This window comes from Hoeflea phototrophica DFL-43, from assembly GCF_000154705.2.
GTDB classification, from domain to species: domain Bacteria; phylum Pseudomonadota; class Alphaproteobacteria; order Rhizobiales; family Rhizobiaceae; genus Hoeflea; species Hoeflea phototrophica.
Map to the genome: position 1 here is coordinate 2,273,224 of NZ_CM002917.1, position 21,103 is coordinate 2,294,326.

Below are 21,103 nucleotides of genomic sequence, written 5' to 3' on the forward strand. Positions count from 1 at the left end.
ATGGACTGCGCTGCTCGGCCTCGTCCTTCACGACCAGTCAGAAAATTGCTACAAAACGATACTTGGTTGGGATGCGAGTCTGCCTGTTTTGCCTTCGCGCGCTATAACCACGATAATCTAGACGAGTGAACGATAATCATGACGCTCCCCAAAATTAATCCAGACATGAATGAAGAGGAATTCAACGTTCTTCTCGGCCAGGCCCGCAAGGCCAGCGAGTTGCTCAAGGCGTTGAGCCATGAAACCCGTTTGATGATCCTCTGCATCCTTTCAGAGGGTGAGAAGTCGGTCTCCGAACTCGAGGATATCCTGTCGATGCCGCAAGCGGCGGTATCACAGCAGCTGGCCCGTCTGCGCCTTGACGGTCTGGTCGACACCCGCCGTGAAGGCCGGATGATCTATTATTCGATCATGAATGCGGAAGTCTCTTCCGTGATTGGCACGCTCTATACGTTGTTCTGCGCCCCGGTGCGCAATCCCTCAAGCGACTGACTGAAGCAGCCGAAGTCCCGGCTGCGATGCCCGTCTGCGCAAACAGTATCCAAAGCTCAACATAACAAGCCGTTCAAGCCTGCTGAAGCAGGCTCGAGGACGCATCGTCCAAATTCAGGCCATCGGGATTGTCAGGCGACCGCCCGTGCCAGCGCACATTGCGACCACAGCTCATTGAGCGCACCTGCCAGATGCTGGATATCGGCATCACTGTGCATCGGGGTCGGCGTGATTCTCAGACGTTCGGTTTTCACCGGAACGGTCGGATAGTTGATTGGCTGAACATAGATGCCGTGATTGTCCATCAGCACATCCGATATCCACTTGCACTTGGCCGCATTGCCAACCATCACCGGAACAATATGGCTCGGATTGGGCATGTGCGGAATGCCGCGCGCATCAAGCGCGGCACGCACCTTCGCAACCGCATCCTGATGACGCCGGCGCTCAAGCTGACTGGCCTTGAGATGCCGGATCGAGGCGGCCGCACCTGCTGCCAGCGCCGGCGGAAGAGCCGTTGTGAAGATGAAACCCGAGGCAAAGCTGCGCACAAAATCGCAAAGCGCACGCGAGCCGGTGATGTAACCGCCCATCACGCCAAACGCCTTGCCAAGCGTGCCCTCGACCACCGTCAGACGGTTCATGATGCCTTCGCGTTCGGCGATTCCGCCACCGCGCGCACCATACATTCCTACCGCATGAACTTCATCCAGGTAGGTCATGGCGCCAAATTCGTCCGCAACATCGCAAAGAGCTGCGATCGGGGCCACATCGCCATCCATGGAATAGACGCTCTCGAACGCCACCATCTTTGGCGCTGACGGATCATCCAGCGCCATGAGACGGCGCAAATCTTCAGGATCATTGTGCTTGAAGACACGCTTTTCGCAGCGCGAGTGTCTGATTCCCTCGATCATCGAGGCATGATTGAGCGCATCGGAATAGACGATCATTCCGGGGATCTTGCCCGCCAGCGTGCCAAGCGCGGCCCAATTCGACACGTATCCGGATGTGAAGATCAGCGCGTCTTCCTTGCCGTGAAGATCCGCAAGCTCCCGTTCGAGCAGCACATGGTAGTGATTGGTGCCGGAAATATTCCGGGTCCCGCCTGCGCCTGCGCCGCAGCGCTCGATGGCTTCCTTCATTGCACCGGTCACCAGCGGATTCTGGCCCATTCCAAGGTAATCGTTTGAGCACCAGACCGTAACGTCCTGAGTGGAACCATCAGGCCGATACCGCGTGGCCCGTGGGAATCCCCCAGCATGCCGTTCAATATCGGCAAACACACGATAGTTTCCCGCCTCGTGAAGGCCGCCAAGCTTGTCCTCGAAGAACGCCTCAAAATTCATAGCAAATACCCTATGTGTCCCCAGCAACATGCGAAACATCAAAGCTCGCGTCAACCCGAAAAAACGGATTCTCAAGCCTCACAGGCTCAATCGCATGACTATAGACCCTGTATCCTTGTTCTAGATCAATTCGCTGAACGACTATTTAAACTATACGACCGGGATTCCAACCGTTCAACGAACCGTCAGGCTGCGACAAATTCACAGATAGGTGGAACGCTCCAGCGGCGTGATTTCATTGTCGAAAGCTTTCAACTCCTCGCGCTTGATCTCGGCAAAGATGCGCCGCAGTTCAGGGCCGAACAGCCGCCGGATAAAATCCGAACGTTCGAAATCCTCGATCGCATCATCCATGTCGTCCGAGAGTTGAGGCAGCGGCACATTGTAGGCGTTGCCTTCCACCGGCGGCGGTGGCGCCATCGCCGCCTCCATTCCCTCGAGCATGCCCCCCAGAACACCCGCAAGCACGAAATAGGGGTTGGCATCAGCACCCGACATGCGATGTTCCAGACGCCTTGCCTTCTCGTCAGAGGCAGGCACCCGGACCACGACCGAACGGTTGTTGCGTCCCCACGCAATCCGTGTCGGCGCATAGGAACCTGCCTGCAGGCGCCGGTAGCCGTTAAATCCTGGAATATAGAGAAGCAGTGTGTCCTTGAGCGTTGCCAGCAGCCCTGCAGCCGAATGTTGCAGCCGCTGGTCACCATCTTCGCCCGCGAAGATATTGTCGCCATTGGCGTCAATGATGCTTGCATGCACATGCATTCCATTGCCCGGCCATTCCAGGAAGGGCTTAGCCATGAAGGTGGCGCGCAGTCCGTGCTTGTGCGCGCATTCGGCGATCAGGCGCCGCAACAGCACAGTGTCATCTGCAGCCGCCATGGCATCATCGCGGTGTTTGAGATTGACCTCGAACTGGCCCGGCGCAGCCTCCTTGATGATGGTATCAATCGGCAGGCCCTGATCAATCGCTGCGGAACGGATCTCGGCAAACAGGTCGCTCTGGCCTCGCAGTTCCGAGAGCGAATACATCTGTTGCTGGTCCGGGCCAGGGCCCTGATCCTTGCCCATCCGGCCGGAGCGCTGAAACACCGCCGGGTCGACAAGGTAGAATTCAAGTTCAAACGCGGTAACCGGCCTCAATCCCTTTGCGGTAAACCGGTCGACCACACGCTGCAACGCATTGCGCGGATCGATTTCGCAGGGTTCACCCGTTTCGGTGTACATCGACATCAGCACCTGCGCCGAAGGACGGGGCGACCAGGGCGCGCGGTTGATGCGGCCCGGGATCGCGCGGCAATAGCCGTCGGTATCGCCGGTCTCGATATGAATGCCGGTGGATTCGACCTCCCTGCCCCAGATGTCGAGCCCGAAGATCGACAACGGCATATTGATCCCCGGATAGGCGATTTTTGCCAGCGCTTCCGTCGGACCCCATTTGCCACGCATGACACCATTGATGTCCGGGATCAGAAACTCTACCGATTCGAGTTCCGGGTTTCCGGCCAGAAACTGTTCTGCCTCTTCGTTGGTTGGAAGTTCGGGTTTAATGCTCTCGTTCGTGGCGCTCTCGCGCATCGTATCACCCATGTCCCTTCAGGACTCTCAATTGCCTCTGGGGCATCGCTTGCTGCGCTTGTCCGCGCGTTAAATCTGTGCACACAGTCATTTCAGGGTCAAACACATTTGCGACTGACCCTGCCAACAAACCAATCAGGAAAAAACCAATGCGCGTCAATGTGTCATCTCATGATCTCAAGGTTTTGGATCACAAGCACCACCTCCATCCCTTCACGGATCATGGTGCGTTGGGCGTTGATGAAAGACGGGTTATCACACGCGCGGACGGAGTCTGGCTTTGGGATTCCGATGGCAATCGTCTCCTCGACGGGATGGCGGGGCTATGGTGCGTCAATGTCGGCCATGGCCGACAGGAGATCGGCGAAGCAGTCCGCGCCCAGATGAGCGAACTCTCCTACTACAACACCTTTTTCAAGACGACCCACCCGCCGGTGATCGAACTTTCTGAAATGATTGCGGATCTGGCACCCGATCACATGAACATGGTGTTTTACGGCGGCTCGGGATCCGATGCCAACGACACCATTTTCCGCCTGGTTCGATACTACTGGGATCTGATGGGCAAGCCTGAAAAGAAGACCATCATAGCCCGCAAGAACGCCTATCACGGCTCCACGGTCGCCGGCGCGTCGCTGGGCGGCATGGGCGGGATGCATGAGCAGGGTGATCTTCCAATTTCCGGCATCCATCACATCGCCCAGCCCTACTGGTTCGGGGAAGGCATGCAGTCTGGCATGAGCGAAGATGAATTCGGGATCTGGGCCGCACGCGAACTTGCGCGCGCCATTGACGAGATCGGCGAAGACAAGATCGGCGCCTTCATTGCCGAGCCGATCCAGGGGGCCGGCGGCGTCATCATTCCGCCCACGACCTATTGGCCGGAAGTCAGCCGGATCCTGGAGGAACGCGACATCTTGTTTGTTTCCGACGAAGTCATTTGCGGTTTCGGCCGCACCGGCGAGTGGTTCGGTGCCGACACCTACGGCACCAAACCCGACCTGATGGCAATCGCCAAGGGCATGACGTCAGGCTATCTGCCGATGGGCGGGGTGATCGTGTCTGACCGGGTGGCCGATGTGCTGCACGAAAAGGGCGGAGAATTTTACCACGGCTACACCTATTCCGGTCATCCCGCAGCCTGTGCGGCAGCGATCGCCAATCTCACCATCATGAAACGCGAGAAACTGGTGGACAGCGTCCGTGATCAGATCGGCCCCTATTTCCGCGAGCGTTGGCTTGGCCTTGGCGATCATCCGATGGTCGGCGAAGCACGGATGAAGGGCCTGGTTGGTGCACTTGAACTGATCCCCGACAAGAAAGACCTGATGAAGCGTTTCGGCGATGTCGGCAAGGTCGGCACCATTGCCCGCGATCATTCCTTTGCCAACGGCCTCGTCATGCGCGCAGTGCGCGACAGCCTGATCATCTCGCCACCTCTTACCATCACAGAGGAAGAAACTGACGAGCTGATCGCCCGCGCCCACAAGACCCTTGATGACGCGTGGAGCACCGTTCGCAAGCACGGCCTCGCCTGAAAGCACCCCAGGATTTAACCTTTACACTTAAGCTTAACGCCGGGTTATCAAGCCCGGCATTTCCATTTCCGCTATACATCACTGGTCTCGAAAAGGAGATCAGCATGCGAAACCCGACTTCAAACGACAAGCAGGGCCTGTCTGGCGATCGCAACGGTCTGCTTGACCTGTTGCGCTTTGGCGCAGCCCTGATGCTGGTTCTCTATCATTTTCTTTACCGCGGCGCTGCCGAGGGCGGATACCTCATCGAAGGGTATGGTGCTGCCGGTGATGCCATTTCACTTGGGTATCTCGGGGTCAATCTGTTCTTCATGATCTCCGGCTACGTGATCATATGGTCGGCCTCGGGCCGCGACTGGTACGGCTTCGCAGTCGGCCGCGTAGCGCGGCTCTACCCCGCGCATCTGGTTGCCATGACCATCACCGCGCTTGCGACGGCATGGTGGGCACAGGCGCCGATGACGACGGACTTGGGTCACTGGATCGCCAATCTTACCATGCTTGCACCAATGTTCGGCCAGCCCTTCATGGATGGCGCCTATTGGTCGATCGTAATCGAGATAATCTTCTATGGATGGGTCATGATCGGGCTGTTCACCGGTGTATTGCCGCGCCACACAGATCTGGCGGTGGCCGCCTGGCTTGCCCTGATCTGCCTCAACAACCTGCTGATCGGCTCGCGCCCGGCGGAACTTCTGTTTCTCACCGAATACGGTGCCTACTTCGCCCTGGGTGCGATGGCCTGGCGCCTTACTGGCGAGGGAGTGAGCGCTTTGCGGCTGACACTGGCGGCGGTCGCCTTGGCCATGACCTTTCAAGCCGCCGAAGTGCAGCGGCTTGATCTGCTGGTCCGCATTGGCGAGGCCGGCTCGGCAGCCCAACTGGCGCTTGGCAATCTGGCCATTGTCGCAGTGTTTCTCGGCGCCGTGCTGTTTGGCCGCTTCGTGTCGCCAAAACCATGGGGTCTGGCCTTGGGCGGTATCAGCTATCCGCTTTATCTGATCCACCAGAACGCCGGTTACATCCTGATCAATGTGGCCACGCCGGGTGTCGGAAAGTGGATTGCAGTCGCACTCGCGACCGTTGTCTCACTTGGCGTAAGTTGGTGGATCTACAGTTTTGTCGAACCCCGCGGCCGCAGCATTGTCCGCAGCCTCTTCCACCCGGCTGCACGCTTTCTGCCTCGCACCGGCAGATCCGAGATAGTTCCGGCGGAATAACACCAAAAACGGGCCGGAACGAGAGGGGGGCGGTCCTTGCGGCCGCCCCCGATCCTTCAAATCAATGCTGGACTTGCCTGCCCAGATTACTGCGGCAACTGATCGTCGATGCCCTTGACGTAGAAATTGAGGCCGGCGAGCACGCCATCGTCAGCAACAACGCCGTCAGCCAACCACTCGGATCCGTCCTGCTTCATGATCGGCCCGGTGAAGGGATGAAACTCGCCGGAGGTGATTTTGGCTTCGGTTTCCTCGGCCATGGCTTTCACATCGTCTGGCATGTTGGTGTAAGGCGCCATCACCACATGGCCATTGGCCATATCACCCCAGGTTGCTGCCTGCTCCCATGTGCCTTCGAGCACGGCTTCGACCCGCTCAAGGTAATACGGGCCCCAATCGTCGATGATCGACGTCAGCTGGGTTTCCGGACCGAATGCAATCATGTCTGAAGCCTGACCGAAGGCCATGGCACCGCGCTCCGCAGCCACCTGCATGGGGGCCGTGGAATCGGTGTGCTGGGTGAGAATGTCCGCGCCCTGATCAAGCAGTGCCTTGGCAGCGTCGGCTTCCTTGCCCGGGTCAAACCAGGTGTTGACCCACACAACCTTCATCTTGAAATCTGGATTGATCGACTGCGCGCCGAGCATGAAGGAGTTGATGCCCTGCACAACTTCCGGGATCGGGAACGATGCGATGTAGCCGGCGGTGCCGGTCTTCGACATCTTGCCTGCGATCTGACCGATCACATACCGGCCCTGGAAGAACTTGGAATCGTAAGTTGCGACATTGGGGTGCTCGCGCTTGTAGCCCGTGGCGTGCTCGAACTTCACATCCGGAAAATCCTTGGCAATCTTGTTGGTCGGGTCCATGTAGCCAAAGGAGGTGGTGAAGATGATGTTGCAGCCCGAACGCGCGAAACGTTCGATCGCACGCTCAGCATCAGCGCCTTCAGGCACACTCTCGAGATAGGCGGTTTCCACCTTGTCGCCGAGCTTTTCTTCCACATAAAGGCGCCCCTGGTCGTGCTGGTAGGACCAGCCGAAATCACCAATGGGTCCGACATAGACGAAACAGGCCTTGACCTTGTCCATGCCTGCAGCGCTGGCCGGCACGGCAAAGCCAGCAAGCACGGTGGCCGCAGCGAGGGAAAGAAGAATTTTGTTCATGAGTTGCACCCTGTCTGGTTGGTTGTTGACATTCTGTCCGGCGGTTTTCTTCGCTACCGCTCCGGGACAAAGGATTTGCCGAGGGAAGCCGGCGTGTTGATCAGCGTCATCCTGCGATTCAGCGATATGATTATCAGTACCGCAATCGTGGCGAGATAGGGAAGAGCTGAAAGGAACTGCGAGGGTATTCCAAGCCCAAGCGCCTGGGCGTGAAGCTGCCCGATGGAGACCGCCCCGAACAGATAGGCCCCCGCCAGAACCCGGGTTGGCCGCCATGAGGCAAACACCACCAACGCCAGCGCGATCCAGCCGCGCCCGGCAGTCATGTTCTCCACCCATTGCGGCGTGTAAACCAGCGATAGATGCGCCCCGGCCAGCCCCGCACAGGCACCGCCGAACATCACCGCAAGATAACGCGTGCGCACCACCTTCACGCCCAATGCATGGGCCGAGGAATGATTATCGCCAATGGCGCGGAGCCGCAGACCCGCGCGGCTCTTGAACAGGAACCAGTTCACTCCGATGACCGCCAGGATCGAGACATAGAAAATCGGATCTTGTTTGAACAGGATCGGTCCGATGAACGGGATCTGCGAGAGAGCTGGGATTTCGATCGCCGCAAGCTTCAGACCGGGAAGCCCGATAAAGGCCTCGCCGATCATGCCGGAGAGACCAAGCCCGAGGATTGTCAGGGCAAGCCCGGTGGCGACCTGGTTGGCCACCAGTGTCAGTGTAAGGAAACCGAACAGAAGCGAAAACAGCAATCCGGCGATCAAACCGCTGATTGCGCCGAGCCCTGCCGATCCGGTGATCTGCGCCACGGCAAAGGCTGCAACAGCCCCCATGATCATCATGCCTTCGACGCCGAGATTGAGCACGCCCGAGCGTTCCACAACCAATTCGCCGATGGCTGCCAGGAGCAATGGCGTCGCAGCGGTCATGATGGTGAGGATAATGGCCTGGGTCATATCCATCACGCGGCACTTCCTTTTTGCGCCGCGCCGGTAATGAACCGGATGCGGTAGTGAATCAGCGTGTCGCAACCCAACACGAAGAACAAAAGCAGCCCCTGGAACAGGCGCGTCACCTTGTCGGTGATGCCGATGGAAATCTGCGCCGCCTCGCCGCCAAGATAGGTCAGCGCCAGGATGAGACCGGCGGCGACAATGCCCAGCGGATTGAGGCGCCCAAGAAACGCCACGATAATCGCCGTGAAGCCGTAACCCGGCGAAATTGTCGGGCGCAATTGCCCGATTGCACCGGAAACCTCCGAAATGCCAGCAAGACCTGCAAGCGCGCCGGAGACGATGAAGGCGAAATAGACCATCTTCTTGTCGGAAAAACCGGCAAACCGCCCTGCCCGCGCAGATTCGCCCAGCACGCTGATCTCGAAACCCTTCAGCGTCCGCCGCATGATAAACCACAACACCACAGCCGCAATCAGCGCGAAGGCGAAGCCCCAATGGGTCTTGCCTGTCTCTATGATCCGAGGCAGCACCGCATAATCATGAAAATTCCGGGTTTCGGGAAAATTGAAGCCTTCGGGGTTGCGCCATGGTCCGCGCACTGTCCAGTCGAGCAGCAATTGCGCCACGTATACCAGCATCAGGCTGGTGAGGATCTCGTTGGTGTTGAGCCGGGCCTTCAAGAACGCCGGGATTGCCGCATAGGCCGCACCACCAATCATGCCGAAAACCAGCATCAGCGGCAAAACAAGCGGCGATTGCCAGCCGTGGAACACCACCGGCACAATCGAGCCGGCCATGGCGCCGATGATGAACTGACCCTCAGCACCGATGTTCCAGTTGTTCGATCGGTAGCAGACCGAAAGCCCGACCGCGATCAGGATCAGCGGTGCGGCCTTGATCGCAAGTTCATGCAGTGACCAGACTTCGGTCAGCGGTTCGATAAAGAAGCTGTAGAGCGCCTTGACCGGGTCCTTGCCCAACACCAGAAACAGGATGACACCGGCAATCAGTGTCAGTCCGAGCGCAATGAATGGCGACAGGATTGAGAACAGCGCCGACAGGCCTTCGCGCTTCTTCAGTTCAATGCGCATGGCTGGCCTCCGCATGGGCCTGGCCCTTACCATCATGGAACCCGCCCATCAGCAATCCGATGCGTTCGCGGGTCATGGTTCCGGCCGGTTCCGGTGCCGAAAGCTGCCCCTCATTGATCACAGCGATGCGGCTTGCAATCTCGAAGACCTCGTCGAGATCCTGACTGATCACCACAACCGCAGAGCCACTCTTGGCAAGATCGATCAGGGCCTGGCGGATCCGGCTCGCAGCTCCGGCATCAACGCCCCATGTCGGCTGGTTGACCACCAGCACCACCGGTTGCCGGTCAAGTTCGCGTCCGACGATGAACTTCTGCAGATTCCCGCCCGACAGCGAACCGGCGGCCGGATCGTCGCCGGACTTGCGCACATCCATGTCTTCACAGATGCGTTTCGTCGCCTTGGCCACTGAAGCCGTGTTGATCAACCCCAACGGGCCGCCCGAAAGGAACGCGCGGCGGTCTGATGTGTGGCGCGACAGCACCAGATTGCCCGTCAGGGGCAGGTTGGTGACAGCCGCATGGCCATGCCGTTCCTCAGGCACAAATCCACAGCCCATCAGCCGGCGCTCGGTGATCCCTTTGCGGCCAACAGCTTCTCCCCGGATCCTGATCGCATTGGCATCATCCACGCGCTCTTCACCCGAAAGCACGTCGAACAATTCGCTCTGCCCATTTCCGGCAACTCCGGCGATGGCCACCACTTCGCCGGCGGACACCGACAGGTCTATGTCCTTGAGCGCCACCGCGAAGGGCGAGCGCGCCAGTGCACTCAGCTTGTTGATTTCAATCAGAAGATCACCCGGTTCACCCAGACCTGCGCCGGAAATCTCTGCCACTTCGCCACCGACCATCATCCGCGCCAGCGACGACGGTGTCTCCTGGCGTGGATCGCAGGCGCCGGTGACCTTGCCGTGGCGCAGAACCGTGGCCCGGTCGCAGATGCGTTGCACCTCCTCGAGACGATGGCTGATATAGAGAACCGACCGGCCTTCCGCCTTGAGTTTGGCCAGCGTTTCAAACAGCTTGTCGGCTTCCTGCGGCGTCAGCACCGAGGTCGGCTCGTCAAGAATGATCAATTCAGGATTCTGCAGCAGTGCGCGGACGATTTCGATGCGCTGGCGTTCGCCAACCGACAGATCCGCCACATGGGCGGATGGATCCAGCGGCAATCCATATTCGATCGACAGCCGCCGCGCTTCCTCCGAGATCCGGTCAATCGGCACATTGCCATCAAGCGCGAGCGCGATGTTTTCCGCGACGGTGAGCGCTTCAAACAGCGAAAAATGCTGAAACACCATGCCCACGCCCGTGGCACGCGCTTGGCCCGGACTGCCGATCTTCACCGGCTTGCCCTTCCACAAGATGTCCCCGCCACTGGGGTCAAGAACGCCAAACAGCATCTTGACCAGCGTCGATTTCCCGGCGCCGTTTTCGCCCAGAAGCGCATGAACCTCGCCCGGTGCGATCGCCAGATCGATCGCGTCGCACGCGCGCAGGCTTCCAAAGACCTTGGTCAGCCCCCTTGTTTCAAGCAATGGGCCATCGAGCACAGGCGTTTGCGGCGGCGCCCCGTCGGTCATTTGATTTTCCACGTCACCCCCATGAAGCAAGCCCATTTGCAGCAATGCACAAACATTCGGCTTTCCCGCAGCTTGCTCACAAAACAAGCTTCACCATATCAACTCGAAATTCAAGCGACTTGGCCCGGACCCGGCGGCGGCGGCGGATGTTATCAACGTCAATTATTGTGCATTGCACCCAGTGCATCCTGGCCGGAATTCTCCAGCAATATCAAGAAAGCACAATGCTCATCTTCCGCACAAACCAACGAAAGCGATAGCTTTTCAATATTTTCCAGAGACTGTTTCAAACCCTGCCACAGTCCATGCGTCGTTGCTCAGGGCAACAGAACCGTGGTGCCGGAGGTTTTTCGCCCCTCAAGATCGCTGTGCGCACGTGCCGCCTCGGCCAGCGGGTAACGCTGATTGATCTCGATCTTCACATCACCTTTTGCCACCACGTCAAACAGCGCGCCCGCAGACGCTTCGAGTTCGGCACGGCTGGCGATGTAGGTGAAAAGCGTTGGCCGCGTTGCGTACAGCGAGCCCTTCTGGGAAAGAAGTCCGATGTTGAACGGCTCGATCGGTCCGGATGATTGGCCAAAGCTCGCCCACATGCCGCGCGGCCTTATGCAATCGAGCGAACCGGGAAACGTGTCCTTGCCCACCGAATCATAGACAACGTCGACACCCTTGCTGCCGGTGATGTCCTTGACCCGCGCGACAAAATCGTCCTCACGGTAATTGATCACATGATCATAGCCGTTGGCGCTTGCGAGTTTGGCCTTTTCAGCCGAGCCAACCGTTCCAATGACGGTGGCGCCAAGAGCCTTGGCCCATTGTCCGGCAATCAGGCCAACGCCACCCGCGGCAGCGTGAAACAGGATCGTATCACCTGGCTTCACCTCGAATGTGCGCCTGAGCAGATATTCGGCGGTCATCCCCTTGAGCATCATGCTCGCAGCAACGTCCAGCGCGATTTCGTCAGGCACCTTGACCAGTCGGTCCGCGGCGATCACGCGCTGTTGCGCATAGGCGCCGATCGGCCCGGCATAGGCAACCCGGTCGCCGATCTTAAGCGTGGTCACACCCTCGCCGATCGCTTCAACCACGCCGGCCCCTTCATTTCCCGGCACCAGAGGCATGCCGTTGGGCGCCGGATAGAGCCCGGTCCGAAAATAGACATCGATGAAATTGAGCCCGACAGCCTCCTGACGGATCAGCACTTCGCCGGGGCCGGGCGCACCGGTTGCATGGTCGCGCCATTCAAGAACTTCGGGTCCGCCATGAGTGGAAACAACGATCGCCTTCATGTTCCAAACCTTTCTCTGAAATCACTGTATTTGTTGATCAACCGATGATCGCCGACCCAGATTTGGGAACATCTGCATGATCCCCCCAATCACAAACAAATAGGCTCCCGTCAACATCACCGACCACATAAGCCAGTCCGGACTGTCGAAGTGCAGCAGCAGGGCGTAGCCCGAAAGCACCGACCAGATTCCGAACACGGTCAGATTGAGCGGCCGCAACCGTGCCACACGGACCGGGTGGAGGAAATTGATGGGCAGGAATGTCATGACCACGGCAACCAGAACGATGCCGAAAGCAACCAATTCCGAGGCCTTGATCACGAACAGCGTAAACACCAGCATGTTCCACACCACCGGAAACCCGGAGAAGAAGTTCTCTTCAACCTTCATGCCAGTGTCGGCATAGTAGATTGCACTCGAAACCACGATCAGACCCGCCGCAACAAACGACAATGTCTCCCCGATCATTCCGCTCTGATACAGCGCGAACGCAGGAATCAGCACATAAGTGACGTAATCGATCACATTGTCGAGCATGACGCCCGACCAGTTCGGCAGGACTTCCTTGACATTGAGCTTGCGTGCGATCGGCCCGTCTATGCCGTCGATCAGCAGCGCCAGCCCCAGCCACCACCAAAGATCGACAAACCTGCCCTCAGCCGCCGCAACAAGCGCCAGAAACGCCATGAACGACCCACTGGCCGTGAGTATGTGGACCGAAAACGCCCGTATCTCCGCATAAGGCACGCGGCGGTACTTGAATGGAAGCTTCATGCCGCCAATGCCCTCCTTGGAAAGTTAAATGGCTTTTTTACCGGAACGGCCTGTTTCAGTTCGGTCCGCTCCAGTCGAGCGCGCAGATTTCAGCCGAGCGGCCGGCAAAATTCCAGTTTCGGCCAAAAGCCCGCAATTTGGAACGCTCGGATTTGGCAACGATGATTTCGGGCGCAATCCAGTACTCTGAATTCGAGATCACGGTGTCCTCACCGTTTTTCTTGCCTGGAATCGGTGCGACGATCCCGTCGATGATCTTGGGGATCTTGACGATCCGCTTGTTGCCCTCAACCTCATAGCTGATCGGCTCCTGCTGAACACCGAGAAAATTCCCGACCAGGATAGAAAGCAATGAGGTGGTGCCACCGGCCTTGCCGGTGAATATCTTGGTGAAGGCCTTGGTGGCATAGATCGAGGCGCGCTTGTCGACAAACAGGCCGGCAGTCCAGTTTCCGCGGCTCATATATCCCGGGATCTCCATGATCAGGCCCAGATTCAGCCCCGACAGATCGGTGTCGCCATAAAAGCCATTGTCAATCCGGAAACCCGCCCAGGTCTGGCAATAGCCCTCGGTCGGCGGATGCTGGCCAAGCGAAAGCACGCAAGGGCAAAAGACGGTGCAATTGCATGACAGCACCAGTTCGCCCTTCAAAGCCCATTCAACATCAGCCATTCAAATCTCCCGTTATCAGACCGCTGAACTGAAAATCAGCGCCACTCCCCAAAGCCCCACTATTGCGCCCACGAGGCGACTTGTCACGCGGCCGCTGCCGGTTTTTTCAAGAAACGTAAGCAGCGTCAGCGCCGCCATCCAGATCACATTCATGCTGCCCACTGCAAGCATGATCAGCATCAGTGCCCAGCAACACCCGAGACACCAGAGACCCTGCTCCATCCCCAGTTTGAATACGCCCGAAACGCGCGTCTGCCAACGGGCAAAGAGGGTTGTGAAGGGATTGCGGCACTTGGTCAGACACGCCTCCTTGAGCGCTGAAAACTGGTAGGCACCGGCCAAAATCAAGATCAGCCCCGCAACCATACCCTGAGCCGGACCTGCTGCCCCTGCACCACTGAGCGCGCCGACCAGCAACTGAACCGCCGCAAAAGCCAGTGCCGCCAATGCCCAGACCGCAAGATAACCCCCAGTCAACACCAGCGGGTGCACAACGGGATCGCCGCGGGCAGCCGCGGTGTCGGCAATCTCGGCATAGGTGCGAATCATCGGCGCCGCTGTCGGAAGCATCATCGCCGCCGCCATCGCCAGCCACATGATCAACAATGCTGCAAAAAGCCCCAAACCCGGACTGCCAAGCAACAAGGCGCCGGAGTCAACTGAAAGACACAGATCGGCAATCCTGGCGGCAAAAGAACCGGCATCGACAGGCAGGAACTGAGCAATCAGCGCCATCCCTGGGCCCAACGGCCTTGCCGACCCGGACAATTCAGCCACCGCGCCAGCCATCGAGAACAGGAACCACCAGGCAATACCGGTGGTGACCGCCACCATCGCGAAGACCGGCCAGACAGGGCGGCGCGCCAGCTGAGCCACGGCGCGGCCGGACCGGTCAAGATGATCGAACCGGCCGTCGAGCGGGTCATTGCTGCTGCGTGGCGTTAACATGCGCCAATTCATCCCATGGAGTTGGTAGCAATGGCGATGTAAAGGAGGTTGTGGCGGCGTGGCAATCGCCAATCATGATTTGAAGGGTGAAACAGATGCAGGCTCATTACGACATCGCCGTGGTTGGCGGCGGTCTCGCCGGCACGGTCGCAGCACTTGCGGCAGCCGCTGAAGGCTGGCGGGTCGCATTCATCGCACCCAAGCCGCCTCGCCAGGATGGCCGCACCACGGCATTGCTGTCGGAATCGCTCGATCTGCTCTCCAGCCTCGGCGTCTGGGATATGGTTCGTCCGTCATCTGCGCCGTTGCGCACCATGCGCATTCTCGATGGCACCAGCCGTCTGTTTCGCGCACCCCCGGTATCGTTTCATTCCTCCGAAATCGACCTCGACGCATTCGGATACAACATCCCCAACCAGCCGCTGTTTGACACGCTCCATGCCGCAGCCGCCTCGGAAAGCAGGATCGGCCGTTTCGAAGCATCTCTCACCACCGCCGAAAAGATCGAAGATGAGATTTTGCTGTATCTCGACGATGGAACCGAGATCCGCGCCGCCGCCGCACTGGCCGCCGATGGCCGCAACTCGACCCTGCGCGAAGCGATGGGAATTAGGGTCAAGACATGGTCCTATCCGCAATCGGCGCTTGTGATGAATTTCAGCCATCGTTTTGGCCACGGAGATGTTTCGACCGAGTTTCACACCGAACAAGGCCCATTCACCCAAGTGCCCCTGCCCGGCAACCGCTCGAGCCTGGTCTGGGCCGTCAAGCCTGATCAGGTCGATGACATTCTGGCGCTCCCGCGCAAGCAACTCAACGCGGAAGTCGAACGCCGGATGCAGTCCATCCTCGGCGCGGTCGAGGTTGAAAATGAACCTCAGGCCTGGCCGCTTTCAAGCCTGATTGCCACCCGCTTTGGCGCGGGCCGCACCATGCTGGTCGGCGAGACCGGGCATGCCTTCCCGCCCATCGGCGCACAGGGCCTCAATCTTGGGCTTCGCGATATCCGGCAGGCCATCGACGCACTGCGGGAAGCCGGCGGCCCTGAACAGGCACCGCGCGCAGTGGAAAGCTACAACCGCAAGCGTCGCATTGATGTGACCAGCCGCACTGCAGGCGTCGATCTGCTCAACAGGGCACTGCTGAGTTCGTTTCTGCCGATGCAGGCATTGCGTGCCGGCGGCCTTGTGGCCCTGTCATCGATTCCACCGCTCAGGCTTCTTGCGATGCGCGAAGGCATGACACCGGGATGGCGCAAGAGCGGCCTAAACCAATAGACAACCCTGAAATCACCGGGGGTTCAGCTTGGAAACAGGTCCGGTGGCAAGGTGCCGCTCGTGATCAGCCACAAAAGAGCTGATACGCTTGCAACACTGCTGACGGTTGTCACCAGTACCGTCGCCGATGCCCGCTCGACCCAGGTCGAATATTGCTGGGCGATCACAAACACATTTGTGGCGGTGGGCAATGAAGCCAGAAGCACTGCCGTATAGACCCAGACCGGGTCAAAATCACCGATCAGGCTCAGGCCGAGATACATCAGCACCGGATGGGCGATCAGCTTCATCGGAACAATAAAACCAAGCTCGACCGGCACCCGTTTGAGTGGCCGGAGCGCCAGCGTCACCCCCATGGCAAACAAGGCACACGGCGCTGCGGCCTGCGCCAGATAGTCAATCAGGCGCCCGACCGGAACCGGCGGCTCAAACTGGATCGCGGCGGCTGCCACCCCCACGGCCGTGGCGATGATGAATGGGTGAAAGGCGATCTTGCGCACCACGCTGAGCGCCAACGCGCCCGCGCCGCGGTTGTCACCGCCCGCAAGCGCCATCATCATGGGTGCGATGGTGAAATGCATGATGTTTTCAAAACAGAAGATCAGCGCCACCGGCACCGCTGCCGGTTCGCCAAATGCCAGGATGGCGATCCCCGGTCCCATATAGCCGATATTGCCATAGGCTCCCGCCAGTCCCTGGATCGTCGCGTCGCCGATGCTCGCGCGCCGGATCAGGATGGCAATGGCAAACACCAGCGCAAACACGGTGTAGGTCACCACCATGCTGGTCAGAACATAGTCCCAGCGCGCCAGCTGTTCGATCGGCGTCTGCGACAGCAATTTGAAAAACAGGGCCGGCAGCGACACATATATGATGAAGGTGTTGAGCCAGCCCATCGCTTCATGCGGCTGCCTGGTGATCCGCGCAGCGATGTAGCCGAGCAGGATCAGACCAAAAAAAGGTAACACCAAACCTGCGATTTCAGCCATAATCGAAGCCCATTGGAACGTATCTGCCTCGCCATGGATCCCAACCCGCAGATCTGTTCGGGCTATGTTTGTTCAAGGCCTCCGTCAAGCCCGGACGGTTGAACTTTCCCCGCGGCAACCCACTTTTAGGGTCAAAGGATGAAATGACATGTCGCTAAAAGTTGCCAAGTTCACCATCGGTCAGGTCGTCAAACACCGGATTTTCCCCTTCCGGGGTGTCATCTTTGATGTTGACCCGGTCTACGCCAACACCGAGGAGTGGTGGAACGCCATTCCCGAGAATGTGCGCCCGCGCAAGGATCAACCCTTCTATCATCTGCTCGCGGAAAATGATGACACCGAATATGTGGCCTATGTGTCGGAGCAGAACCTGTTGATCGACGACAGCGAAAATCCGATCCGCCACCCGCAATTGGCCGAGTTCTTCGAAACCCAGATCGACGGCGTCTACATGCCAAAAGAGCGGATCAGTCACTGAGCCTTTGCCGCATCGGTCTTTCAAGCTGACTGGATACTGGAAAAAGAAAACCCGGAAGCGTTGCCGCCCCCGGGTTTTTTAATATGTTCGCCTGATGCTCTCGATCAGTTCTTCTTGGCAGCTGCCTGCGCTTCTTCAAGCTTCTTGCGCGCTTCCTCGGCCTTCTTGGCCATTTCTTCCTGAAGCAGACGCTGGCGTTCCTGGAGCTCGGACTGGGCAATCGGCTCGCCGTCCCAAGCCTGGGTGAAGCCTTCAAGCGAGATCTTCAGCGGGTTCGGCGTGCGCTGGTAGTTGACCGATGTCAGCACCATCTCGCCACCCTTCTTGAAGGAATTGACCATTGCATCGGTGAGCGCTGATTCCGCCACGCAGGTTTCGGGCATGCAGATCTGATACTCGACGCGCTGAGCCTGTCCGCCATCAACCTGCAGATTGATGCCCGGCTGGATCAGCCGCGCGGTCGGCACGGTTACCTGAAGCAGCATGCGGTTGACCTTGCCGGTGATGCTGATCAGGCCGATAGCGGTCAGCAGCTGACCCGTGGGCGCGGTGATGATGTTCTGAACGATGCACACATCATTGTCTTCCTGCTTGGTGCAGGTCTTGTACCAGCCCTGATTGGCACCCTGTGCCGACGCGGTTGCCGGCATGAACGCAGCAGCGAGGCCAGCTGACATGATGGTTGCGAAAACGGTCTTGATGGTTGCGTTCATTGGATATCAACTCTCCTGAAGTGCGCGTCTGGCGCCAAACGGTTCGCGCGGAATTCGCGTCCTTTACCCATAGCTGCGCCTTCTTCACGGAAATTGCGGCGACAGCAAGGCTTACTCCGCTCCCTGTTAACGCGGGATGTTCGCAATATCCAGTCCGGGAATGGCTCGCGCAGCAAAAAAACCGCCCGAATGGTTCTGCAATATGGCCGTATGAGGTCTCCACCTATATCTTCTCACAAGGGAATCGACCCATTCCCCCACCAAGCCGGGCCCGAAGGAACAAAGATGCGACAAAAACTGGTGATGTTGTTTTCACTTTTGGCAAGCCTGCTGGGCGCTGTGGCGGTGGCCCAGGCGGAACCCGTGCACGCAATTGCCATGCATGGCGAACCGGCACTGCCCGCGGATTTCACCCATCTTCCCTACGTCAATCCCGACGCCCCCAAGGGCGGGAAGATCACCTATGGCGTGGTCGGAACATTCGACAGCGTTCGCCCGTTCATCGTAAGGAGCATGCGCACCCATGCCCGCGGTATTGTCGACCCGGAATACGGCAACCTGATATACGAGACATTGATGATGCGCTCGCAGGACGAGCCGTTCACGCTTTACGGATTGCTCGCCGAGAGCGTGGAATGGGATGAGGACCGCAGTTTCATCCAATACAATCTCAATCCGGCTGCGCGCTGGTCGGATGGCAAGCCGGTCACAGCCGACGATATCATCTTCACCATGGAATTGCTCAGGGACAAGGGACGCCCGCCCTTCTCCACCCGTCTCAACCGCGTCGAAAAGATGGAGAAAGTCTCCGATCTTTCGGTGCGCTTCACGTTCAACGAGACATCGAACCGGGAATATCCCTTGATCCTGTCTCTGTCGCCGGTGCTGCCGAAACACGCGACCGACGCCGAGACGTTCGATCAGTCGACACTTGAACCGGGGGTCGGCTCGGGCCCCTATCTGATCAGCGAGATCAAGCCCGGAGAACGGATCACCTACACGCGGCGCGACGATTACTGGGCGAAGGACCTGCCGATCAAGCGCGGCATCGACAATTATGATGAAATCTCGGTCGAGTACTTCCTGTCGGAAACCGCTCAATTCGAAGCCTTCAAAAAGGGTGTTTTCGACGTCTATCCGGATGGCAGTGCCACCAACTGGGCGCGGGGCTATGATTTTCCAGCTGTCGAGAATGGCGAGATCGTTCGCAAGGAATACGACCGGAAAACCCCTTCCGGCATGTACGGCTTTGTCTTCAACACCCGAAGCCCTTTGTTCGAAGATGTCAGGGTCCGCAAGGCGCTTACGCTTCTTTTCGATTTTGAATGGGCAAACCGCAGCCTCTACGACAATGCGTACACCCGCACCCGTTCCTTCTGGGACGGCTCGGAGCTTTCCAGTTACGGCAAACCGGCCGATGCGCGCGAACGCGAAATCCTGACCCCGTTTCCGGACGCCGTTCCTGCCGGCATCATGGAGGGAACCTGGACATTGCCTGTGAGCGACGGATCCGGCCGGGACCGGAAGATCCAGCGCGCGGCGTACACCCTTCTCCAGGAGGCCGGTTACCGGATTGCCGAAGGGCAGCTGGTCGATGCGGATGGAAAGCCCTTCACCTTCGGGCTTATGACTCAGAACGAGGGTCAGGAAAAACTCGCCGTCGCCTATCAGCGTTCGCTCGCAGCTCTCGGCATCGATATGTCGATCCGGACGGTCGACGATGCTCAGTACCAGCAGCGCTCACAGACCTTCGACTACAACATGATCATGAAATCATTCCCGTCGTCTCTGTCGCCTGGTGCCGAGCAAATCAACCGCTGGGGATCCGCGTCGCGGGACCGCCAGGGCTCTTTCAATTTCGCCGGCGCAGCCAGCCCGGCCATTGACGCGGCAATCGATGCGCTTCTCAATGCACGCACGGCGGACGATTTCCGCTCCGCAGTGCGCGCCTATGACCGGGTGCTGCTGGCAGGCTATTATGTCGTGCCAGCATTTCATCTGGGCAAATCCTGGGTGGCTCACCGCAGCCGCATCGCGGAGCCGGAAGGCGATGCACCGCTCTATGGCTATTATCTTCCCGCCTGGTGGGACACCACAGCCGCACGCTGACCACAGGCACCAATACACAAACCGTCCGATCGTGGCGTGAAAGGCAATCCAATGACCTCCACACCGACCCTCACCACAGCACCTGCCCTGACGATCGACGTTGTCTCGGATGTGATGTGCCCATGGTGCTACATCGGCAAGCGCCGGCTTGAAGCAGCACTTGCCGATGTCCGCAAGGAAATGGATGTCGAGGTGCGCTGGCGCCCCTATCAACTTGATTCAACGCTGCCCAAGCAGGGCAAGGACCGGAAGCAGTATCTCGAGGACAAGTTCGGTGGTCCCGAGGGCGCCGAAAAAGCCTATGCCCCGGTTCATGCCGCCGGCGTGGAAGAAAACATCCCTTTTGCCCTCAACGATATCCCGGCGTCCGCCAATACGCTTGATGCCCACCGGGTCATCCGCTGGGCCGGCTCGGAAGGTCTCGTCGCCCAGGACGCGACCGTCGAAGCATTGTTCAAGGCCTATTTCGAAGACGGCAAAAACATTGGTGACGACGAGGTCCTCATCGAAGCCGCAACCGAAGCCGGGCTCGATCGGGAAATTGTGGCGCGGCTGCTTGCAGGCGAAGCCGACAAGGACACCGTCAGCGCCGAAATCGATCAGGCAAGACAGATGGGTGTAACCGGCGTGCCCTGTTTCATCATCGATATGAAATATGCCGTCGTCGGCGCTCAGCCCGCGGAAGCGCTCGCCGACGCCATGCGCAAGGTAGCTCAGGAAAAGCTCAACAACCCCGAAGCTGCGCCGGAGGCAGACAACGACGCCTGAGCGTCGTTCGGCAGCCGTTCTGCCACTCTGAGCACCTGCATTTCACGAACCTCACGTCCGGTTCCCAGAACAAAGCCCCGCTCTTGCGAACGGGGCTA

Annotated in this window: 19 protein-coding genes; 7 read left to right on the forward strand and 12 right to left on the reverse strand. The window is 58.8% G+C overall.

Annotated features, from left to right (window positions below; all coding sequences use genetic code 11):
• Positions 1 to 138: 138 nt before the first annotated feature.
• The gene (locus tag HPDFL43_RS10815; protein WP_007197372.1) at positions 139 to 492 is read left to right on the forward strand and encodes an ArsR/SmtB family transcription factor; all 354 of its coding nucleotides are present in this window, start codon (positions 139 to 141) and stop codon (positions 490 to 492) included.
• Between the two features lie 131 nt (positions 493 to 623).
• Here the strand turns inward: HPDFL43_RS10815 and hemA are convergent, their stop codons facing one another.
• Positions 624 to 1,841 carry a 5-aminolevulinate synthase gene (gene hemA / locus HPDFL43_RS10820; protein WP_007197373.1) on the reverse strand — a complete coding sequence of 406 codons (1,218 nt, stop codon included), beginning with the start codon at positions 1,839 to 1,841 and terminating at the stop codon, positions 624 to 626.
• A 201-nt stretch (positions 1,842 to 2,042) separates the two neighbouring features.
• Positions 2,043 to 3,431: a glutamine synthetase family protein gene (locus HPDFL43_RS10825; protein WP_007197374.1), complete on the reverse strand. Its 1,389-nt coding sequence runs from the start codon at positions 3,429 to 3,431 to the stop codon at positions 2,043 to 2,045.
• A 137-nt stretch (positions 3,432 to 3,568) separates the two neighbouring features.
• On the opposite strand from HPDFL43_RS10825, the gene HPDFL43_RS10830 reads away from it, so the two are divergent.
• Both HPDFL43_RS10830 and HPDFL43_RS10835 read left to right on the forward strand, forming a co-directional pair.
• Positions 3,569 to 4,957, forward strand: coding sequence for an aspartate aminotransferase family protein (locus tag HPDFL43_RS10830; RefSeq protein ID WP_007197375.1), 1,389 nt, complete (start codon positions 3,569 to 3,571; stop codon positions 4,955 to 4,957).
• Between the two features lie 104 nt (positions 4,958 to 5,061).
• Entirely contained in the window at positions 5,062 to 6,177 is a 1,116-nt protein-coding gene (locus HPDFL43_RS10835; protein WP_007197376.1) for an acyltransferase family protein, read from the forward strand.
• 86 nt (positions 6,178 to 6,263) lie between these two features.
• On the opposite strand, the gene HPDFL43_RS10840 is transcribed toward HPDFL43_RS10835, so the two are convergent.
• The 8 genes from HPDFL43_RS10840 to HPDFL43_RS10875 all read right to left on the reverse strand — a co-directional run bounded on the left by HPDFL43_RS10840 (position 6,264) and on the right by HPDFL43_RS10875 (position 14,671).
• A complete protein-coding gene (locus HPDFL43_RS10840; RefSeq protein WP_007197377.1) occupies positions 6,264 to 7,343 on the reverse strand; it encodes a BMP family ABC transporter substrate-binding protein in 1,080 nt (359 codons plus the stop codon).
• A gap of 53 nt (positions 7,344 to 7,396) precedes the next feature.
• Positions 7,397 to 8,317, reverse strand: coding sequence for an ABC transporter permease (locus tag HPDFL43_RS10845; RefSeq protein WP_007197378.1), 921 nt, complete (start codon positions 8,315 to 8,317; stop codon positions 7,397 to 7,399).
• Positions 8,317 to 9,402, reverse strand: a complete 1,086-nt coding sequence (locus HPDFL43_RS10850; RefSeq protein WP_007197379.1) for an ABC transporter permease — start codon at positions 9,400 to 9,402, stop codon at positions 8,317 to 8,319. The genes HPDFL43_RS10845 and HPDFL43_RS10850 overlap by 1 nt, the downstream gene beginning before the upstream one ends.
• A complete protein-coding gene (locus tag HPDFL43_RS10855) occupies positions 9,392 to 10,984 on the reverse strand; it encodes an ABC transporter ATP-binding protein (protein WP_040450094.1) in 1,593 nt (530 codons plus the stop codon). Before HPDFL43_RS10855 ends, HPDFL43_RS10850 begins: the two co-directional genes overlap by 11 nt.
• A 317-nt stretch (positions 10,985 to 11,301) precedes the next feature.
• Positions 11,302 to 12,276 carry a quinone oxidoreductase family protein gene (locus tag HPDFL43_RS10860; RefSeq protein ID WP_007197381.1) on the reverse strand — a complete coding sequence of 325 codons (975 nt, stop codon included), beginning with the start codon at positions 12,274 to 12,276 and terminating at the stop codon, positions 11,302 to 11,304.
• Between the two features lie 21 nt (positions 12,277 to 12,297).
• On the reverse strand, positions 12,298 to 13,050 hold the full coding sequence (gene pcsA, locus HPDFL43_RS10865; RefSeq protein WP_007197382.1) for a phosphatidylcholine synthase: 753 nt from the start codon (positions 13,048 to 13,050) through the stop codon (positions 12,298 to 12,300).
• Between the two features lie 55 nt (positions 13,051 to 13,105).
• Positions 13,106 to 13,723 carry a DUF1326 domain-containing protein gene (locus tag HPDFL43_RS10870; protein WP_007197383.1) on the reverse strand — a complete coding sequence of 206 codons (618 nt, stop codon included), beginning with the start codon at positions 13,721 to 13,723 and terminating at the stop codon, positions 13,106 to 13,108.
• 15 nt (positions 13,724 to 13,738) lie between these two features.
• Positions 13,739 to 14,671, reverse strand: coding sequence for a DUF2182 domain-containing protein (locus HPDFL43_RS10875; RefSeq protein WP_040450095.1), 933 nt, complete (start codon positions 14,669 to 14,671; stop codon positions 13,739 to 13,741).
• Positions 14,672 to 14,766: 95 nt separating this feature from the next.
• On the opposite strand from HPDFL43_RS10875, the gene HPDFL43_RS10880 reads away from it, so the two are divergent.
• Complete coding sequence (locus HPDFL43_RS10880) at positions 14,767 to 15,948, forward strand: UbiH/UbiF family hydroxylase (protein ID WP_007197385.1); 1,182 nt, start codon at positions 14,767 to 14,769, stop codon at positions 15,946 to 15,948.
• A gap of 23 nt (positions 15,949 to 15,971) precedes the next feature.
• Here HPDFL43_RS10880 and HPDFL43_RS10885 read toward each other — a convergent pair whose 3' ends face one another.
• On the reverse strand, positions 15,972 to 16,937 hold the full coding sequence (locus HPDFL43_RS10885) for an AEC family transporter (RefSeq protein WP_007197386.1): 966 nt from the start codon (positions 16,935 to 16,937) through the stop codon (positions 15,972 to 15,974).
• A gap of 148 nt (positions 16,938 to 17,085) precedes the next feature.
• On the opposite strand from HPDFL43_RS10885, the gene hspQ reads away from it, so the two are divergent.
• Entirely contained in the window at positions 17,086 to 17,415 is a 330-nt protein-coding gene (gene hspQ / locus HPDFL43_RS10890) for a heat shock protein HspQ (RefSeq protein ID WP_007197387.1), read from the forward strand.
• Between the two features lie 104 nt (positions 17,416 to 17,519).
• On the opposite strand, the gene HPDFL43_RS10895 is transcribed toward hspQ, so the two are convergent.
• On the reverse strand, positions 17,520 to 18,128 hold the full coding sequence (locus HPDFL43_RS10895; protein WP_007197388.1) for an invasion associated locus B family protein: 609 nt from the start codon (positions 18,126 to 18,128) through the stop codon (positions 17,520 to 17,522).
• 285 nt (positions 18,129 to 18,413) lie between these two features.
• Between HPDFL43_RS10895 and HPDFL43_RS10900 the strand changes: the two genes are divergently transcribed.
• Both HPDFL43_RS10900 and HPDFL43_RS10905 read left to right on the forward strand, forming a co-directional pair.
• A complete protein-coding gene (locus tag HPDFL43_RS10900) occupies positions 18,414 to 20,237 on the forward strand; it encodes an extracellular solute-binding protein (RefSeq protein WP_007197389.1) in 1,824 nt (607 codons plus the stop codon).
• Between the two features lie 51 nt (positions 20,238 to 20,288).
• The gene (locus HPDFL43_RS10905) at positions 20,289 to 21,005 is read left to right on the forward strand and encodes a DsbA family oxidoreductase (protein ID WP_007197390.1); all 717 of its coding nucleotides are present in this window, start codon (positions 20,289 to 20,291) and stop codon (positions 21,003 to 21,005) included.
• The last annotated feature ends 98 nt before the right edge of the window (positions 21,006 to 21,103 follow it).

Excerpts from the sequence above, each read along its gene's own strand:
- HPDFL43_RS10815 (WP_007197372.1), top strand. The coding sequence starts at position 139 with ATGACGCTCCCCAAAATTAATCCAGACATGAATGAAGAGGAATTCAAC.
- hemA (WP_007197373.1), bottom strand. The coding sequence starts at position 1,841 with ATGAATTTTGAGGCGTTCTTCGAGGACAAGCTTGGCGGCCTTCACGAG.
- HPDFL43_RS10825 (WP_007197374.1), bottom strand. The coding sequence starts at position 3,431 with ATGGGTGATACGATGCGCGAGAGCGCCACGAACGAGAGCATTAAACCC.
- HPDFL43_RS10830 (WP_007197375.1), top strand. The coding sequence starts at position 3,569 with ATGCGCGTCAATGTGTCATCTCATGATCTCAAGGTTTTGGATCACAAG.
- HPDFL43_RS10835 (WP_007197376.1), top strand. The coding sequence starts at position 5,062 with ATGCGAAACCCGACTTCAAACGACAAGCAGGGCCTGTCTGGCGATCGC.
- HPDFL43_RS10840 (WP_007197377.1), bottom strand. The coding sequence starts at position 7,343 with ATGAACAAAATTCTTCTTTCCCTCGCTGCGGCCACCGTGCTTGCTGGC.
- HPDFL43_RS10845 (WP_007197378.1), bottom strand. The coding sequence starts at position 8,317 with ATGGATATGACCCAGGCCATTATCCTCACCATCATGACCGCTGCGACG.
- HPDFL43_RS10850 (WP_007197379.1), bottom strand. The coding sequence starts at position 9,402 with ATGCGCATTGAACTGAAGAAGCGCGAAGGCCTGTCGGCGCTGTTCTCA.
- HPDFL43_RS10855 (WP_040450094.1), bottom strand. The coding sequence starts at position 10,984 with ATGACCGACGGGGCGCCGCCGCAAACGCCTGTGCTCGATGGCCCATTG.
- HPDFL43_RS10860 (WP_007197381.1), bottom strand. The coding sequence starts at position 12,276 with ATGAAGGCGATCGTTGTTTCCACTCATGGCGGACCCGAAGTTCTTGAA.
- pcsA (WP_007197382.1), bottom strand. The coding sequence starts at position 13,050 with ATGAAGCTTCCATTCAAGTACCGCCGCGTGCCTTATGCGGAGATACGG.
- HPDFL43_RS10870 (WP_007197383.1), bottom strand. The coding sequence starts at position 13,723 with ATGGCTGATGTTGAATGGGCTTTGAAGGGCGAACTGGTGCTGTCATGC.
- HPDFL43_RS10875 (WP_040450095.1), bottom strand. The coding sequence starts at position 14,671 with ATGTTAACGCCACGCAGCAGCAATGACCCGCTCGACGGCCGGTTCGAT.
- HPDFL43_RS10880 (WP_007197385.1), top strand. The coding sequence starts at position 14,767 with ATGCAGGCTCATTACGACATCGCCGTGGTTGGCGGCGGTCTCGCCGGC.
- HPDFL43_RS10885 (WP_007197386.1), bottom strand. The coding sequence starts at position 16,937 with ATGGCTGAAATCGCAGGTTTGGTGTTACCTTTTTTTGGTCTGATCCTG.
- hspQ (WP_007197387.1), top strand. The coding sequence starts at position 17,086 with ATGTCGCTAAAAGTTGCCAAGTTCACCATCGGTCAGGTCGTCAAACAC.
- HPDFL43_RS10895 (WP_007197388.1), bottom strand. The coding sequence starts at position 18,128 with ATGAACGCAACCATCAAGACCGTTTTCGCAACCATCATGTCAGCTGGC.
- HPDFL43_RS10900 (WP_007197389.1), top strand. The coding sequence starts at position 18,414 with ATGCGACAAAAACTGGTGATGTTGTTTTCACTTTTGGCAAGCCTGCTG.
- HPDFL43_RS10905 (WP_007197390.1), top strand. The coding sequence starts at position 20,289 with ATGACCTCCACACCGACCCTCACCACAGCACCTGCCCTGACGATCGAC.